Origin of the sequence: Providencia sp. PROV188, assembly GCF_027595165.1 — a bacterium.
Taxonomy (GTDB): Bacteria; Pseudomonadota; Gammaproteobacteria; order Enterobacterales; family Enterobacteriaceae; genus Providencia; species Providencia lanzhouensis.
Genome location: NZ_CP097291.1, coordinates 2,084,564 through 2,100,385 on the forward strand (window position 1 = coordinate 2,084,564; position 15,822 = coordinate 2,100,385).

At 38.0% G+C, this 15,822-nt stretch carries 19 protein-coding genes; 9 read left to right on the forward strand and 10 right to left on the reverse strand.

What is annotated here, in order from left to right:
- The first annotated feature begins 216 nt into the window (after window positions 1–216).
- On the forward strand, window positions 217–1,548 hold the full coding sequence (gene brnQ / locus M5X66_RS09425; protein WP_154599187.1) for a branched-chain amino acid transport system II carrier protein: 1,332 nt from the start codon (window positions 217–219) through the stop codon (window positions 1,546–1,548).
- A 79-nt stretch (window positions 1,549–1,627) separates the two neighbouring features.
- Here brnQ and M5X66_RS09430 read toward each other — a convergent pair whose 3' ends face one another.
- Entirely contained in the window at window positions 1,628–2,554 is a 927-nt protein-coding gene (locus M5X66_RS09430; RefSeq protein ID WP_270103452.1) for a LysR family transcriptional regulator, read from the reverse strand.
- A 101-nt stretch (window positions 2,555–2,655) separates the two neighbouring features.
- On the opposite strand from M5X66_RS09430, the gene M5X66_RS09435 reads away from it, so the two are divergent.
- Window positions 2,656–3,108, forward strand: coding sequence for a DMT family transporter (locus tag M5X66_RS09435; protein WP_036953162.1), 453 nt, complete (start codon window positions 2,656–2,658; stop codon window positions 3,106–3,108).
- Between the two features lie 3 nt (window positions 3,109–3,111).
- Window positions 3,112–3,576, forward strand: coding sequence for a DMT family transporter (locus tag M5X66_RS09440; protein WP_036953160.1), 465 nt, complete (start codon window positions 3,112–3,114; stop codon window positions 3,574–3,576).
- Here the strand turns inward: M5X66_RS09440 and yddG are convergent.
- Window positions 3,544–4,428 (reverse strand): aromatic amino acid DMT transporter YddG, encoded by an 885-nt coding sequence (yddG, locus tag M5X66_RS09445; RefSeq protein ID WP_036953158.1) that lies wholly within the window; start codon window positions 4,426–4,428, stop codon window positions 3,544–3,546. The two genes, M5X66_RS09440 and yddG, sit on opposite strands and share 33 nt — an antisense overlap.
- 210 nt (window positions 4,429–4,638) lie before the next feature.
- Window positions 4,639–6,096 (reverse strand): alanine/glycine:cation symporter family protein, encoded by a 1,458-nt coding sequence (locus M5X66_RS09450; RefSeq protein ID WP_270103453.1) that lies wholly within the window; start codon window positions 6,094–6,096, stop codon window positions 4,639–4,641.
- 653 nt (window positions 6,097–6,749) lie between these two features.
- Here M5X66_RS09450 and M5X66_RS09455 point away from each other — a divergent pair.
- The gene (locus M5X66_RS09455; RefSeq protein WP_036953155.1) at window positions 6,750–6,998 is read left to right on the forward strand and encodes a DinI-like family protein; all 249 of its coding nucleotides are present in this window, start codon (window positions 6,750–6,752) and stop codon (window positions 6,996–6,998) included.
- Between the two features lie 298 nt (window positions 6,999–7,296).
- Here M5X66_RS09455 and M5X66_RS09460 read toward each other — a convergent pair whose 3' ends face one another.
- The gene (locus M5X66_RS09460) at window positions 7,297–7,668 is read right to left on the reverse strand and encodes a hypothetical protein (RefSeq protein WP_270103454.1); all 372 of its coding nucleotides are present in this window, start codon (window positions 7,666–7,668) and stop codon (window positions 7,297–7,299) included.
- 338 nt (window positions 7,669–8,006) lie between these two features.
- Here M5X66_RS09460 and M5X66_RS09465 point away from each other — a divergent pair, with 338 nt between their 5' ends.
- Window positions 8,007–8,354, forward strand: a complete 348-nt coding sequence (locus M5X66_RS09465) for a hypothetical protein (protein ID WP_154609636.1) — start codon at window positions 8,007–8,009, stop codon at window positions 8,352–8,354.
- Window positions 8,355–8,422: 68 nt separating this feature from the next.
- Here M5X66_RS09465 and M5X66_RS09470 read toward each other — a convergent pair whose 3' ends face one another.
- Complete coding sequence (locus tag M5X66_RS09470) at window positions 8,423–8,932, reverse strand: DUF1543 domain-containing protein (RefSeq protein ID WP_154609637.1); 510 nt, start codon at window positions 8,930–8,932, stop codon at window positions 8,423–8,425.
- Window positions 8,933–9,209: 277 nt separating this feature from the next.
- On the opposite strand from M5X66_RS09470, the gene M5X66_RS09475 reads away from it, so the two are divergent.
- A complete protein-coding gene (locus M5X66_RS09475) occupies window positions 9,210–10,361 on the forward strand; it encodes a pyridoxal phosphate-dependent aminotransferase (RefSeq protein WP_108478016.1) in 1,152 nt (383 codons plus the stop codon).
- 61 nt (window positions 10,362–10,422) lie between these two features.
- Here the strand turns inward: M5X66_RS09475 and M5X66_RS09480 are convergent, their stop codons facing one another.
- Window positions 10,423–10,767: a DMT family protein gene (locus tag M5X66_RS09480; protein WP_036953148.1), complete on the reverse strand. Its 345-nt coding sequence runs from the start codon at window positions 10,765–10,767 to the stop codon at window positions 10,423–10,425.
- Between the two features lie 227 nt (window positions 10,768–10,994).
- Between M5X66_RS09480 and M5X66_RS09485 the strand changes: the two genes are divergently transcribed.
- Window positions 10,995–11,774 (forward strand): class I SAM-dependent methyltransferase, encoded by a 780-nt coding sequence (locus M5X66_RS09485; RefSeq protein WP_036953147.1) that lies wholly within the window; start codon window positions 10,995–10,997, stop codon window positions 11,772–11,774.
- Between the two features lie 59 nt (window positions 11,775–11,833).
- On the opposite strand, the gene M5X66_RS09490 is transcribed toward M5X66_RS09485, so the two are convergent.
- The gene (locus M5X66_RS09490) at window positions 11,834–12,232 is read right to left on the reverse strand and encodes a hypothetical protein (protein WP_036953146.1); all 399 of its coding nucleotides are present in this window, start codon (window positions 12,230–12,232) and stop codon (window positions 11,834–11,836) included.
- Window positions 12,233–12,397: 165 nt separating this feature from the next.
- Window positions 12,398–12,736, reverse strand: coding sequence for a GlpM family protein (locus M5X66_RS09495; protein ID WP_036953145.1), 339 nt, complete (start codon window positions 12,734–12,736; stop codon window positions 12,398–12,400).
- A gap of 208 nt (window positions 12,737–12,944) precedes the next feature.
- Here M5X66_RS09495 and M5X66_RS09500 point away from each other — a divergent pair, with 208 nt between their 5' ends.
- Window positions 12,945–13,787 (forward strand): MBL fold metallo-hydrolase, encoded by an 843-nt coding sequence (locus M5X66_RS09500; RefSeq protein ID WP_154634596.1) that lies wholly within the window; start codon window positions 12,945–12,947, stop codon window positions 13,785–13,787.
- Between the two features lie 82 nt (window positions 13,788–13,869).
- Here the strand turns inward: M5X66_RS09500 and M5X66_RS09505 are convergent, their stop codons facing one another.
- Window positions 13,870–14,259, reverse strand: a complete 390-nt coding sequence (locus M5X66_RS09505; protein WP_036953143.1) for a nuclear transport factor 2 family protein — start codon at window positions 14,257–14,259, stop codon at window positions 13,870–13,872.
- A 223-nt stretch (window positions 14,260–14,482) separates the two neighbouring features.
- On the opposite strand from M5X66_RS09505, the gene M5X66_RS09510 reads away from it, so the two are divergent.
- On the forward strand, window positions 14,483–15,052 hold the full coding sequence (locus M5X66_RS09510) for a cytochrome b/b6 domain-containing protein (RefSeq protein ID WP_108478015.1): 570 nt from the start codon (window positions 14,483–14,485) through the stop codon (window positions 15,050–15,052).
- Between the two features lie 7 nt (window positions 15,053–15,059).
- On the opposite strand, the gene M5X66_RS09515 is transcribed toward M5X66_RS09510, so the two are convergent.
- Window positions 15,060–15,818 carry a YnfC family lipoprotein gene (locus tag M5X66_RS09515; protein WP_270103455.1) on the reverse strand — a complete coding sequence of 253 codons (759 nt, stop codon included), beginning with the start codon at window positions 15,816–15,818 and terminating at the stop codon, window positions 15,060–15,062.
- Window positions 15,819–15,822: the final 4 nt, after the last annotated feature.

Genomic DNA, 15,822 nt, shown 5'->3' on the forward strand with positions numbered 1-15,822 from the left:
CAGTTAATTTAAAGTTCAAATCTCTAGACCAAAATACAATTTAACTGGATATGCCTAGACATCCCCATTCTGGCATATCCATCTCCTGTCTTTCTCTTAGGGCTATTTTATCCTTTACCTTACTTACTCTTCCAAATTTGATACTATCTGCCTCTTTTAAAAAATTGTCATTCATCTATAAGTACAATAAAACCCACATCACTAACAGGTAGTAAAATGTTTTCGACTAAAGATATGTTAATTCTGGGGATGATGGTATTCGCCTTATTTCTAGGCGCGGGAAATATCATCTTTCCACCGATGGCAGGCTATCAATCAGGGACAGACTGGTTTGATACCTCATTAGGTTTTCTGATCACCGGTGTTCTATTACCCTTCTTAACCTTAGTAACAGTTGCAGTAAAAGGACGTGGTGAAAAGCTTTCTGTTGATTTGCCTAAATGGGTTGCGGTCATTTTCTGGGTTGCACTCTACCTAATTGTCGGCTCCACATTTGCGATGCCAAGGGTGACGAATACCGCATTTGAAATGGGCTTTTTACCATTAGGCTTCGTTGAAAAAAGCACATTTTCTCATCTCACTTTCGCGCTCATTTTTAACTTTACCTCGATGTTCTTCATGTTGAAGCAAGGCACCATGATTAGCGCGATTGGTAAGTTTATGACTCCAGCGTTACTTGTTTTATTAGTGGTAGTGGGGATTGCCGTGGTCATTGACCCGCTTTCTGATATGAATCCCCCTGTTAAACAGTATGCAGAATTTGCCTTCTTTGGCGGCGTAATTGATGGTTACCAAACCATGGATGTACTATCTGCGATGGCGTTTGGCGGGATTGTGGCGCGTGCATTAGCTTCAAAACAGATCACTGAACCACGCCAAGTCGCAACCATCACGATTAAAGCGGGTTTAATTTCAGTGAGCTTACTCGCGGCACTGTATATCTGCCTGTTCTATTTAGGCGCGACCAGTGAACAAGTGGCGAATACAGCCACCAACGGCGGACAGATCTTCTCTCGTTACGTCGATGTCCTGTTTGGTGCGGTAGGTACATGGATCATGTGCGGAATTGTATTACTGGCAAGCATGACCACCTTAGTGGGTGTGACCAGCGCCTGTGCAGATTACTTTGCCACTTTCCATCACCGTTTAGGTTATCGCTTCTGGGTGGTTTTCTTCACGATGCTAACCACTGTCGTGTCCACGTTTGGTCTCGATACTTTATTGCGCGTCACTATTCCGGCTCTGCTGATGATTTATCCTTCATCGGTCACTATCGTCTTCCTGCAATTTGCACGCAAATTTATGGCTGCTCCTAGGGTCACTTATGGGATCACCATTGGCGTAGTTGTACTGATGAGCCTATTCGATACGCTAAATAATATGGAATTATTAAGCACAACAGTAAAAGCAAACCTAATCACCTACTTACCGCTGTTTGAGCAAGGTATGGGTTGGTTAATTCCAGGGATTATCGCGTTTATTATCTCGATGTTTATCGGCAAATTGACCGCGAAAAGCGAGCCTGTTGCTGAGCAAAACTTAGCTTAATCTTGATATCTAAAAGCCGAATGTTGGCATATTGCTGACATTCGGATTTTTATTTTTTAGCGACCTTATTCCAGAAAACTCACAATAATTTCAATTCATAATTTTTCTGATAATCCCCTGAACTTCCGAGCGTTTCCTGTAAGAAATCGAGAAAAGTCGCCACCTTTTTAGGTAAAAACTTCCGGTTTGGATAGACCGCATAAATATGATGCAGCGGCAAGTGATACTCCGGTAACACCGTGACCAATCGCCCAGCGAGAATATCCGGTGCGACAATAAATTGAGGTAGCTGGCAAATACCAAGCCCCTGTAAAGCGGCTTGGTGCAATGCGAGGCTGCTATTTGCCCGAAAATTCCCCGTCGGGGTAAATCGAACTTTCTTTCCCTGATAGGTAAACAACCATGTTTGCCCTGCTTGGAAATAGCTGTATAAAAGGCAGTTATGCTCAGCGAGTTCATCAAGATTATTCGGGTTTCCATGTTCCTCAAGCCATTTCGGGGAAGCACACAAAACACTATGGCAAGGTGATAACGTTCGAGAAATTAACGAAGAATCCTGTAATTCGCCTATCCGCACTGCCATATCAAAGCCATCACCCACTAAATCCACCAGCTTATCGTCAAACACGATCTCTGCATGTAATTGTGGCCAGCGTTTCAAAAACTCGGGAAGCAGTGGGGTTAAGTGCAAATGACCAAATATCATTGGAGCGCTGATTTTTAATGTTCCATCGACCGAACCACTGTAACGAGAGAGCATTTCATTGCCCTCGTTAATCGCTTGATGGGCTTTTTTCAGGTAGGAATAGTAAAGCTCACCCGCTTCTGTCAGTTGCAGGTGGCGAGTTGAGCGTGTAATTAAACGGATCCCCGTTTGCGCTTCTAACGCTATCAACTTTTTGCTCACCGCCGATTTTGTCATATGCAGTGATTCTGCTGCTTTTGTCAGGCTGCCCTGCTCGACAATAGCGATAAAAATAGGGAGTAGCGTGTAATCAACATTCATTATTGTCAACTTAATAGAAACACAGTTTTTCCTTTATAACGGTTTTTCTCATCATCGACAATCCCTATACTTCGCAAATCATTCACCCCGAATTAATCAATATGAAAAAAGAGATTTTACTTTCGCTGATCGCCGTGTGTTCCGGTGTTTTACTCACATTGATGATCATGAGTAATAGCTATTTATCTACTTTTACCTCGCCACTACAAGCCTCTTGGTTGACTCACGGAATAGGTAGCATGGTTGCTTTGCTGATCTGGTTGATGGTCAAAGGTCGATTGGGAAAAACACAAAGAAACCACAAAATTCCCCGCTGGAGCTATCTCGGTGGGATCCCTGGTGCCTTTACAGTGTTACTCGCCGCGATCACGGTCAACAGCCCTCTTTCACTTTCAGGTTCCATTGTATTGATGCTAACAGGGCAAATAGTGGCAGGGCTACTCATTGACCATATAGGATTTTTAGGGTTAGCCAAACGAAAAGTAACGCTAAAGGATGGAATTACGGTGTTGCTACTACTGATTGGCTCAACATTCATCATTCTGGGGAAATAATCTATGTTACTGTTTTTTATTATGATCGCACTGTCTAATGGAATTTGTATTATTCTGAGCCGAAGCATTAATGGAGGGCTATCTCAAGTCACCAATGCTTTTTATGCCTCTTTAATTAATCATGTTGTGGGATTTTTATTATTAAGCATGATTATTTGGTTCGCCCAAGACTCATTTAACATTACCTTTGAAAACATTCCTCTCATTGCGTTTACAGGAGGCGTCATTGGTGCTTGCTTTGTCATCATAAACAGCTATGTTTTGCCATTACTTGGCGCCACACTAACCACTATTTTCGCTATTAGTGGTCAAGTACTTTCCAGCGTCATTATCGATGCTGTTCAACATGGCTTACCAGAACATTGGGTATTGCAGCTACTTGGTGTGATTTTTATCCTCGGCGCTATTAGTGTTCGTTACACGCCCAAACATAACTCAGCGCCTTGTCGCAATAAAACAGGTGATTGACCCTATGGTTACCATCAAGACACCTTGCCAGAACCCCAGTGTTAATGCGGTGCTCAATAACATTGAAGAAAACGCTGTAGAGATAACAGGAGTGAAATAGGACAATGTCCCGAGAAAAGCCACATTGCCTTTAATGATTGCCACTGTCCAAAGTGCATTCGCCCCGCCAGTTGCAATAGCAGTGACAAATAACAAACTGATGCTATTCACATTGATATTAAATGGCGCTGGCGTCGAAAAGATAAATAAGATCCACAATCCGACCGATGTCATGATAAAAAACAGCACCATACCATTGCAGCCATTCGACATTCGTTTCGTAATATTGCTATAGAAAGCCCACAATAATGCACCAACAAAGGCTAAGCCGTAGCTCAGTGGGTTACTTTGAATATTTGAAAGAATCGCATTCAGGGACAAAGGTTGATCCCCTGAGATAACCCACAATAAGCCTGCAAACGCTAAAATAAGCCCAATAATCAGTAATAGGCTAAAACGCTGCCGATTAAATAAAACCGCTAACGCAATTGTGAAGCTCGGCCATAAATAATTCACCATACCCAGCTCAATGGCTTGCTGACGAGTATTGGCAAGCCCTAGAGCTAAAATAAAGCAAATTTCATAGCTAACAAATAAAAATGCCCCCCAGAACAAATAACGTCTAGGGAAAAGATGAATTTTCGGCAATCCCATTACAACAACCAAAACTAGGCTCCCTATCGAATAGATAAGTGCCGCACCACCAATAGGGCCAAAGTTTTCGCTCGTACTGCGAACAAGCCCTACCATCGTGCTCCACAATAATATGGACACGACCCCGTAAAATGTTGCTGCGTATCGTCCGAGTTTCATCTTCCTGATCAACACCTTATTTCATATTTATCTTGGTTATTATTTTCCTCCAAAACCTTACGCTCTAAAGACAATAAAGCAAGTTTTTTATATTTATTAACCAGAGAATGAATAATAAAAAAGGCGCTTAGAAATAAATCCAAGCGCCTTACATTTCTATTAATTTTCAACTGAGGTCAATGCAGTCAACAGCGATCAGCAGCTGCAAAATTAATGGGCTTCGTTGTTAACCCACTGCTCAACCGATTCCTTTTCCCAAATTCCTTCATTGAGCTGCTTTTTCAGCTCTGGATGATCATTAATATCAAATGTTGGAATTTTGCCCGCACCTAACTGTTGGTTGTAATCTTTCGCGAGTTTAAATGCCACACCGGACAACAAGAGGATGGCAATCAAGTTTGTAACTGCCATTAAGCCCATCGAAATATCCGCAAGTTTCCAAATCAGTGGCATTTCACCGAGCGCCCCGAACATCACCATTCCCAATGTCGCTAAGCGGAAAATAAATAGCCCTGCGGTATGATTATTTTCCAAGAAAATCATATTGCTTTCTGCATAAGCATAGTTGGCAATGATGGATGTAAAGGCAAAAAAGAAAATTGCAATCGCAACGAAGATACTTCCCCAGCTGCCCACCGCAGAAGATAAAGCTAGCTGAGTCAGCTCAATACCATTGATTTTACCCACCGGGCGATCTAACACGCCAGAAGCCAAAATAATAATGGCTGTAGCGCTACAGATCACTATGGTATCCATGAATACTCCCAACATTTGGACATAGCCTTGGGAGGCTGGGTGTGGTGGATAAGGTGACGCAGATGCCGCTGCATTTGGCGCAGACCCCATTCCGGCTTCATTCGAGAATAATCCCCGCTGAATGCCTTGCGTCATCGCTTGAGCGATACCATAACCAATTGCACCGCCTGCGGCTTCCTGTAAACCAAAGGCGCTACGGAAAATCAGCATAAAGACATCAGGTAAGCGCTCAATATTTTGACCGACGACCCAGAAAGCCAGTACTAAATAAGCAATAGCCATGATTGGCACAACAAATTCGGCAACTTTAGCAATTGATCTTAATCCACCAAAAATAATGATGCCACTGAGGATCACTAAGGTAATTCCAACATAGAGTGGGTTAAAATCAAATGCCACAGCAGTTGCTTGTGCAATGGAGTTCGCTTGAACTGCATTAAAAACCAAACCAAATGCAATAATTAAGAAGATGGAGAACAATACACCCATCCAGCGCTGTTTTAAGCCTTTCTCCATGTAATAAGAAGGTCCGCCGCGATAGTTACCTTGGTCATCTTTGGTTTTATAAAGCTGCGCTAATGTGCATTCAACAAATGATGTCGCCATTCCTAATAATGCAACGACCCACATCCAGAATATAGCGCCAGGGCCGCCTGCCGTAATCGCGATAGCAACACCCGTTAGATTTCCAGTACCGACTCGTGCCGCTAGGCTGGTACATAGTGCTTGGAATGAAGAAATACCTGAGCTGTCCGATTGAGTGCTATTTTTCAGTACTCCGAACATGTGACCAAAATGCCTAAACTGAATAAATTTAGATCGTATTGTAAAATATAAGCCGGCTCCCAGTAATAAATAAATTAATAACGAGCCCCAAATAAGATTGCTGATTGAGTTTATAAATTCTATCAAATTATGCTCCTTTTATTATATCCACTAATAGATGTATTAGTTGGTGAGTTATTTAGCTCCATATTATTTAAGTAATTAAACAAATAAAAATATAAACCATGATGGTTTATCATGAATAATCAATGTTATTAAACAAGACCCATGAATTATATTTTTTTTACTTTCTCTGTAAATTTTTTTCTGAACATCAGCCTATTTAATACTTAAGACAGCGAATAATCATGCAAGCCAGAGTAAAAAAGTGAAATAAAATAATTATTAAAACAAAGTGATACAACCAGATTGATTAATTTAAGAACGATCTCAATCAATTGATTAAAAACATGATAATTTTTAACCAGAATTTACTATTATAAGTAAAAAATCATTAAATTTAATTAAGTGAACGCGTATTTGGTTAAATGGTATTTAATTATTTTTTAAATTGAATAACTAATTGCTAAATTTTAATGATTACTCCTTTGAATAATCATTGATGATAAATATTAAATATAGTTTGATACGTCTTCATTGAATTATATTTTAAATCTACCACTCAAACCTATTTCAGAGTAGAATAATCGTTTTGCAATCATCATAATAAGATTATTGCTAATGTTTTATGATACCAATACACTTATCGCTAATTTGCTTTCTACATCAAAGGGTAATATATGGAAATCCACATCAAAGTTTCTGACGATTTAGTCTCAACGCTCTCTGAAAAATCCTACGACGCGTTCACAGCTGAATTGCATGCCAGAGTTTTAGAAGTATACCCAGGTAGCAACCTTTTTATTACACATGACAGTGGTGCAACCACCTTCAATACCAAAGGCTTCCATGATGATAAAGAAGCCCATATCGTTCTCCATGAACTGGTTGAAGATGTTTTCCATCATGGTCACTGGTTAAAAGCATAATACTCTAGCTCTATTTTCCAGCCTCCAGCGATAACCGCTAGGCTGGAACTCATCCCTCTCGCCCTTTCCCCTATTTCAAACCCTGATCAAGATCATAGTTAATAATGATGTTAGTCGACTTTGTATAAAAGTCCTTTTCTTTTAAGCGCTATATGGTAATGTATATAACGAATTTTCATTTACATTGCTTTTGCTAATTTATAGCAGCCAGTATTTATTACTGGCTTTTTTTATGGGAAAAATGTAGGCGAACGCCTGAATTGGATACGCAGCTATACCGTAAATACTCTAAATAGAATTACTGTGATTTTTCACACAATGACACAATAGCAGTGCGTAGTTCTGGTGTATCACTGGTGATCAATTGATGATGTTCAGAGAATTTTCCATCTTGAACACTGACGCTAGCAACAAACGGTAACTTATCACCTTGCTCACTAGTTTGATAAAAACCACAGACTCGGTAGCATTCACCTTCTTTAAATTCGCTTTTCAGGACAATTTTGACATCCTCAAAAGTCAGAGGACTACCTGAACTTAGCTTATTCTCGATAAGCTTTTCAGCTTGCTTGGTGACATCGCTATCACCGATCGTTGTATAAAACTGATAAGCAAATGCACCTAACGCCAACAATATAACTATCAGTAGCTTGCTTTTTATACGTTTCAATCTCAAATCCTTCTCATACTACACTTATGGGCTTATCGATTATGTTAACACCTTTACCCCATCAATAATAAGTATCTCGATATTCATGCCGCACAAAAAGTTCCATTTAATTGACAAAATAAAAATAAATTTATTTTACACTTAACATTTTATAGCTTATATAATATTGAATTATTGCCATTCGAACACTACCAATATTTATTTAACAATTTTTTATCAGTATGAAGAAATAATGAATAACTGTGTTTTAAATATGAAACTTCTCTATATTTAAGTAAATAAGATTGAAATAAAAAAACACAGTGGCAAGCTGATAATAAATAAAGAGGAGAATCAAAATGAAAAATTTAAAATCACTTATTTTAGTCGGCAGCTTATTAGCGGTGAGTTTCTCTACATTTGCTTATCACGGTAATGGTTATCACCGAAATGGCAATGGAACTTGGTGTAACGGATCAAATCAATCTCAGTATGACAGACCCTGTGATGGTACTTACCGTGGGCAATATATGGGACGCCATCAAGGAATGATGCAATACTCAACGGCTGTACAAACCACTCAGCCAGAAGAAGCGTTAAAGAAAATTACAGCGGAAGTACCAAAGGGTGAGAATAACAAGAAATATATGGTGAAAGTGGCAGTGATTGAAATTTCACCTAGCTTAGCGACACAAGAAGCTCAATAAATTTCACTCTGAATCATAATAGCCAGTAATATCTTTAATAATGCTGGCTATTACGTATTAACTAAAAGTTAGCTATTTATACCTATTGGTAAATACCCTTGCCATAATGGTTGATATTTATCTCCATTCTTATTTTTATTTAGGTGAATATAATATTCACCAATTTTTTGTAGCAATAAACAATCATCAACATCTTTTAAATTATCTTTATGCTGTTGCTGACTGTTCACTAAGAGCTGGCTAATTGCTTTTTGTTTAGCTTCTTGGGCATTTTTTGCCACAAAGAGATCAAACTCATGCAGCTCCGCAAGTGTTGATGAAATATATCCACCTACATTAATAAAATAGAGTTTGTATTCACTTTCTGATGGTTCTTTGCTCAAACTGATGTCGAACCCATCTACCCAATTGATATCTGCATACCCATCCACATGAATTTTATCTTTATCCCCAAACCAAGCATCGCGCAATAGTGGCCAAGCTTCTTCTGGTGTGTTGACTGCCGCAAACTGAATATCGTGCACCTCAATATTGGATTTTCCGGCATTACCACCAACATAAAACATAAATAGTTTCATTATTCTCTCTCTGTGATTAGTTATCGTTATGTATGATAATATACAACCATATCAATTCAATGTGCAATAATTAACACCACTCCCCAAAATTAAAACTAATCAAAATTACTATTTATAATCAAGCCATTAGAGCAGTTTAAAAATTATCTCCGTTTCAACCCAGCCTTTTGAAATATAACAAAATGAATAAAAAATCACTTTAACTATATATTTATTTACAACTGAATTATTTCGAGTAATCTAATCACACAAGATAAATATATTTCAGGGACTCATTATGGATCGTCGTTCTTTTCTAAAATCAAGCTCACTTATTGCTGGTGGCTTAGCACTAAATTCAGTTTTAAATCAAGCAAGTGCAAATACTAGCGCACTTGTTAAACCAAATGCCCAACATCCTTTATTACTCAATTTCAATGAGAACTCATTGGGAATGTCACCCAGTGCACAAAAAGCGGTTATTGAAGCTTTACCCGGTTCATTCCGTTACCCTGATGACGCACGCTCTGAGCTTATTGGTAATATTGGCACACTGCATAGCCTAGACAGCAAGAATGTGACCCTCGGAAATGGTTCGTCAGAAACCATTCAGGCGGCTGTCGCCATGCTCGCAAATAAAGCAAGAAAAGATGGCATAAAAATTCAACTTGTCACTCCAGATCCAACATTTAACTATGCTGAACTTTATGCTCTCCCACTCGGTGTAGAAATAACTAAAGTTCCCTTAAAATCGGACTTGAGTTTTGACCTGAAAAAAATGGAGCAAATCGCCAATGATTACGATGGTTTATCCATTATCTATATCTGTAATCCAAACAACCCAACGGCGATGATAACTCCGCATAGCCCACTCGATAACTGGATGAAAAAAGTTTCAGATAAACAGTTTTTTATTGTTGATGAAGCTTACGCGGAATTTGTTGAAGATCCACAGTTTGTAAGCGCAATTGAATTAGTCAAAGCAGGACAAAAAAACCTAATAGTGACACGGACTTTCTCGAAAATTTACGCATTAGCAGGCCTGCGAGTGGGGTACGGCATTGCAACCCCTGAAATCATTGAAGCGGTCGATGAGTTTATCTCGATTGATAACACCAATACTGCGGGTGCTGTCGCTGCCATTGCATCATTGAAAGATAAGAAATTCCTGGAATATAGCCTTAAATCTAACAATCTTTCACGTAAAATCGTTGAAACTGCGCTTAATGAATTAGGCTTAGAGTATGCGCCATCACAAGCTAACTTTATTTTCCACAAAGTAAAAGGTGATGTGAAAACTTATAAACAGCGTATGAAAGAGGCCAATATTATGGTTGGCAGAGAATTTCCACCTGTTATGGGTTGGAACCGCTTAACCTTAGGTACCCCGCAAGAAATGGAGCAGTTCGTTGCGGTACTTAAAGAGTTTCGTCAAAAAGGTTGGGTGTAAGTAAAAATCCCATTATTTATTAAGCATCTTCTACTTTCTATAAAGTAGAAGATGCTGTTCACTAAAAAGGACCTTTAAAAATAAAAAATGCGCCTGCAAAAATAAGAATAAAGCCAATGATATGGTTTATTGTAAAACTCTCACCTAGATAAAGCACAGAAAACCCAGCGAATACGCATAACGTAATCACTTCTTGCATCGTCTTCAATTCAGCGGCGCTGTAATATTGGTGTCCTAAGCGATTTGCAGGTACCGCAAAACAGTATTCTACAAATGCAATCAACCAACTAAAGAATATGACTATATATAATGGCTTATTCGTAAATTTTAAATGTCCATACCAAGCGAACATCATAAATACATTGGAAATAACCAATAAGATAACAGGATAGAATTTTGCTAGCATGATAAGCCAATGGCGAGTTCAAATATGCATATATTATGCGAATAACACCCCTTAATTTCAATCATCTTCCCATATTTGTTCATGATTGCTTTCACATATAACCAGCCAAATAGCTTGCATTATTTCCCAACATGGAAATTAAATGTACTTATTGGTACGCTTTTTTATTTACTTTAATCTTACAGCGACTACAATGACCTCAATTAATGTATGTATAGGTACACTTTATGACGGATTTTATTACTGCAAACCAAAAGGCATGGGATAAACAAGCGGCATCTCAACAACCTTGGTCTACTCCGGTTGATAGCCAAACAATTGAAGAAGCAAAAAAAGGAAATTGGGAAATTCATCTAACGCCAACCCCATTAAATAAAGCTTGGCTTGGTGACGTAAAAGGGAAAAAAATTCTCTGTTTAGCTTCTGCGGGTGGGCAGCAAGCGCCAATATTGGCTGCTGTGGGCGCTATCGTGACAGTATTTGATTTGTCAGAAAAACAGTTAGCGCAAGATAGTATGGTGGCTAAGCGGGATAATTTAGCACTGACAACAGTTCAAGGTGATATGCGTTATCTCCCTATGTTTGAAGACAATTCATTTGATATTATTTTTCACCCAATTTCAAACTTATACATTCCCGATGTTAATCCTGTATGGCAAGAATGCTTTCGGGTACTTAAACCGCAAGGTCGATTGCTCTCAAGCTTTTTTAACCCTGTCGTATTTGTTGATGATAGAGATAAAAGTCCTACTGAAAATACAATTATTCGACCACGATATACCATGCCGTTTTCAGAATTAGATAACTTATCGCAGGAACAGGTGGCGTCAAAACAAGCAAAGCAAGAAGCGTTTGTCTTTGGTCATTCACTGACGGACTTAATTGGTGGGCAAATACAGGCGGGCTTTAACATTGCAGGTTTTCAAGAAGATTGGCAGCCAAATCCTCGTTTTGTTATCGATAATTTCTTGCCAACATTCCTAGCCACATTGGCAATAAAACCATGAAATCATAAGGCAGAGTTGATAATACAAAGATCAATCTGCCTTTTAATTATTATGATTTATTACTCTCGATTGCAATAACGTTCCCAGATAGGGTCAAATTGTTCAACAGGAACAATATCATCAACTTTTTCCACTAGTGGAATAGAAACCACTGTTTTACCTTCTTTGTTTTTATGTAAACGAACAATAAATCGTTTATATCCGTAAGGTAAACCATCTTCAAACCCAAAAACTTCACCACAATAGTAGCCAGTCTCATCGCCCTCTTCATTCTGATTCAGAACATGATATTTCACATTTTTGTATGTTGCGGCTGATGGATATACCAGAAAATCTTCAACGGCGCTTTTGACTTTACTCTCTGCGTCCATCTCTGTATCTGAAGAAACTTCTGTCATCACACCTGCTATGTAGGAACAGCCCGCGACTAATAATACTACAAGGACTCTTAGTAACATTTTTCTCTATAGAATGGCGAATTAGAACACACTAAGTATTATTATAAATCGTCTAAAAAATAATTCGAGTACAAATCTAACACAGAAATGTTGTATAAAAATTTAAGTGCTGAAAAACGCATATTTCATTCAATTTACACAATAAAGGAGTTAGAACAATAAATTTCACTGAGTAAGCTGCCAGAAATACACTAAAACAGCTGCAGCGACTATCCAAATCAACGTCGCTAAACTTAAACAAATCCACGGTGTTAATTTGGTTGCAAAGACATAAACAGTGATTAAATACATTGCATAAGGGATTAGTGACCATAAACCAAATAATGCTGTTTTTCTTAATGCCTCCGCACCTTGCTCCTGAACCACGATCACATGGGCAATTAATGCAAAAGTAGGAAACAAAGGAACCAATCCCGCAATATAATAAATTTTGCTACGCGAGAGAATCGCAATAACTAAAACAGCGAGTGCACCAAACAAGCATTTTACCAATAACGAAATCATAGCAAACTCAATAGGGTTAAGAGTATTTGTACTGATTATCACTCTAAAGCATCCACATTGACTAGTTCACTTTCATAAACAACCCTTTCCCGATCACATATTTAAACATGTGATTTTTTACACCCTATATGTTTATCGATGGTTGAATATTTTTTGCCATTATTCTGATATAACCTCTTTGTATAATGAAACAACTAAAGAGATAAAAATGACAATAAAAATTTCTGTACTCGTTGATAACAACACCCTGATTGACAGTTATTTTTGTGGCGAACCCGCAGTTTGCTACCACATTGAAGCTGACGGTAAAAAAATCCTATTTGATACTGGCTATTCCGATGTTTTCATTAACAATGCCAATATCCTCAATATCGACCTTGCTCAAATTACTGACCTCGTTTTATCCCATGGTCATAATGACCACACATGGGGAATTAATCACCTTATTCAATATTTAGATCGCCGAAATGTTGAATCCCAGCAATCCAAAAAATTGATTTATCATCCGGATGCTTTGCAACCTAAAAGTTATGACTCAAAAGTTATTGGCGCGAATACCCCTAAGAATGTTTTAACCGCCTACTTTGATACAGTTGAAACTAAAGGTTCTTACTCTGTTTCTGAGAATGTCATTTTCTTAGGTGAGATCCCACGAAATAACACGTTTGAAGGAAAAGAGCCGGTAGGTAAAACTATCGATGAACATAATAACAGTGTTGATGATTATGTACTGGATGACAGCGCCCTTGCGATTAAAACCTCCGAGGGGCTGATTGTTATTACGGGATGCTCACACTCTGGGATCTGTAACATTGTCGAGCATGCTAAGCGAGTCACTAAAATAGACAAAATTGTGACTGTCATCGGCGGATTTCATTTACAAAAAGCGTCCGATGAGCTGTTACACCAAACCAGTGAGTATTTTAAAAAACAGAATTTATTGCAGATCCACCCATGCCATTGCACGGACTTAGCTGCTAAAATTCATTTGGCAAAACACGCCCCTGTACAAGAAGTTGGAACCGGTATGCAACTCACTTATCCTGCATAAAATAACACTTAATCATGTAGCTAATTACAATAACCCCTATATTAGCTACATGGCTTCATGTTGATTGCCTTTATAAATATATTTATGTTCTAGAACCCAAATCATTATCGTGTTTTGAGCCTGATAACATTCTCGTCAGCTCTTCACATCGAATAATTTTTCCATCCATCAAATGAAAGCAAGCAAATACTTCAAATTCACTCACCGTGCCCTCTTTTTTTATTGCTTTCGCAATATGTTGCGTATGAACACAATTTTCACCTTCTGCAATTGACTTAATTTCTATCGTAATGCTCTCGGTGGCTTCTTTTAAAACCTGCATATGCGAGTAGAACTCAGAAAAATTAATCATTTTTCCGTCAACTACTTGCACATAATCCGATGAGAAGAATTGCTTAATTATAGCTAACTCTCCAATTTGTTTACCAAGAACCGCTTTTAATGCCTGCTCCACAAATACCATCTTATTCATGACTATTTCCCAATATAATATTAATTTTACATTTCTTAATGCTATATTCGGTCAAATCACATGACTTTCAATCACTCTGTCTTTTATTGGATAAAAATAATTCTTATTTACATTACGTAAATCTATCCATCTAATTCTTATCATCAAAATAAACTTATTGAATTTCATAAGTAAAAAGACTACAACATAGAGTAATAGAAAAAGAATTCTTTTAAGGAATAACATGAAACTGTTTAAATCTATTTGGCAGTTTTTTGGTGTTTATCAAACGCCCGCGATTCGCTTAACTCATTGCATGATATTTTTATTGGTCATTGGGCAAATTATCATCAGCAATTGGATGTCTGTCAGTAAAAGTGGCGTAATCCCAACAAGTGGTCTTGCGTATTATTTTACTTGGCTACACATTATCATTGGGTTTTGTTTATTATTTTTAGCGGCCATTCTCATTTTTGTCTGTCTCTCAAATCGAGGATTTAGATATTTCTATCCTTATTTATGGGGGGATCTCACTCAGATAAAAAACGATATCACAAGCTTATTTAATTTAAAGCTTCCTGACAGCTCACCTAAAGGGTTAGCAACAAGTGTCCAAGGGCTTGGACTGGGTGCATTGGCGCTAGTTATCCTTTCTGGTGTAACTTGGTTTATTTTATGGTGGCAAAACTCATCATTAGCCCCTGAAGCAAGAAATATTCATAAAACACTCACAGGACTAATCGAAGCTTATATTGTGGGACATGGTCTTATGGGCTTATTGCATTTTATCCTATGGAGAAAAACACCCCATTGACCTACAACTAATAGAATGAAGCATCCGTCGTACTATGTTTCTTCAATGTAATTTGCTTTCCATCCGAAATAAGTGTCAATACAAATTGGCACTTATGCGACACGCCCTGCTGGTTATACTCACATTGAGTATCAACAGTTAGCACAGACTGATCGAGCACTTTAACTTCTAGAATAAGATCATACGGCTTAGTTTCATCACTCGTATACCTTACGGAAATCTCTGAAAACAATTTATTATCATTGTAATAGGAAACATTGTATGAGCGATTGTTTTCATCATAGTGGAACGCACTGAGCTTAGTTTTAGGTTCCGCGCCCCATGAGCTATTAATGAAACCATCGGCATTATACTGGTAGGTTAATTTACCATCGGAGTCTTTTTTAGATAGAATTAAACAATTATTTCCAATTTCCATTTCTACTGGTCCATTAGAATCTTGACCAATCAATTTATTTTTCTCACGTTTAACAGAAAGCTCATTATGTACACTGTTAATATACTCATCTTTTGTACGAGTCATGCTAAAGCTTTCAATACAGCCATCCTTTGCTATTTTCAAATCTGACTCATAGTTTATAGAACCATCTTCATTATAAACGACAGATTTAACATGCTTAACATTGCCTTTTACTGGATTAAAATCATACAGTTGAGCCATATTAAAAACAACCGGGTTATATTTATCCATAGGGACTGCACCGGCCTGAAATGGTAAAAAAAATGTTGTTATGCTGGAAGCCAGTGATAAGAACTTAATATTCATGCTG

Excerpts from the sequence above, each read along its gene's own strand:
- brnQ (WP_154599187.1), top strand. The coding sequence starts at position 217 with ATGTTTTCGACTAAAGATATGTTAATTCTGGGGATGATGGTATTCGCC.
- M5X66_RS09500 (WP_154634596.1), top strand. The coding sequence starts at position 12,945 with ATGACAATAAAAATTTCTGTACTCGTTGATAACAACACCCTGATTGAC.
- M5X66_RS09455 (WP_036953155.1), top strand. The coding sequence starts at position 6,750 with ATGGAAATCCACATCAAAGTTTCTGACGATTTAGTCTCAACGCTCTCT.
- M5X66_RS09470 (WP_154609637.1), bottom strand. The coding sequence starts at position 8,932 with ATGAAACTATTTATGTTTTATGTTGGTGGTAATGCCGGAAAATCCAAT.
- M5X66_RS09430 (WP_270103452.1), bottom strand. The coding sequence starts at position 2,554 with ATGAATGTTGATTACACGCTACTCCCTATTTTTATCGCTATTGTCGAG.
- M5X66_RS09490 (WP_036953146.1), bottom strand. The coding sequence starts at position 12,232 with ATGTTACTAAGAGTCCTTGTAGTATTATTAGTCGCGGGCTGTTCCTAC.
- M5X66_RS09440 (WP_036953160.1), top strand. The coding sequence starts at position 3,112 with ATGTTACTGTTTTTTATTATGATCGCACTGTCTAATGGAATTTGTATT.
- M5X66_RS09505 (WP_036953143.1), bottom strand. The coding sequence starts at position 14,259 with ATGAATAAGATGGTATTTGTGGAGCAGGCATTAAAAGCGGTTCTTGGT.
- M5X66_RS09435 (WP_036953162.1), top strand. The coding sequence starts at position 2,656 with ATGAAAAAAGAGATTTTACTTTCGCTGATCGCCGTGTGTTCCGGTGTT.
- M5X66_RS09515 (WP_270103455.1), bottom strand. The coding sequence starts at position 15,818 with ATGAATATTAAGTTCTTATCACTGGCTTCCAGCATAACAACATTTTTT.
- M5X66_RS09510 (WP_108478015.1), top strand. The coding sequence starts at position 14,483 with ATGAAACTGTTTAAATCTATTTGGCAGTTTTTTGGTGTTTATCAAACG.
- M5X66_RS09475 (WP_108478016.1), top strand. The coding sequence starts at position 9,210 with ATGGATCGTCGTTCTTTTCTAAAATCAAGCTCACTTATTGCTGGTGGC.
- M5X66_RS09485 (WP_036953147.1), top strand. The coding sequence starts at position 10,995 with ATGACGGATTTTATTACTGCAAACCAAAAGGCATGGGATAAACAAGCG.
- M5X66_RS09480 (WP_036953148.1), bottom strand. The coding sequence starts at position 10,767 with ATGCTAGCAAAATTCTATCCTGTTATCTTATTGGTTATTTCCAATGTA.
- M5X66_RS09495 (WP_036953145.1), bottom strand. The coding sequence starts at position 12,736 with ATGATTTCGTTATTGGTAAAATGCTTGTTTGGTGCACTCGCTGTTTTA.
- yddG (WP_036953158.1), bottom strand. The coding sequence starts at position 4,428 with ATGAAACTCGGACGATACGCAGCAACATTTTACGGGGTCGTGTCCATA.
- M5X66_RS09465 (WP_154609636.1), top strand. The coding sequence starts at position 8,007 with ATGAAAAATTTAAAATCACTTATTTTAGTCGGCAGCTTATTAGCGGTG.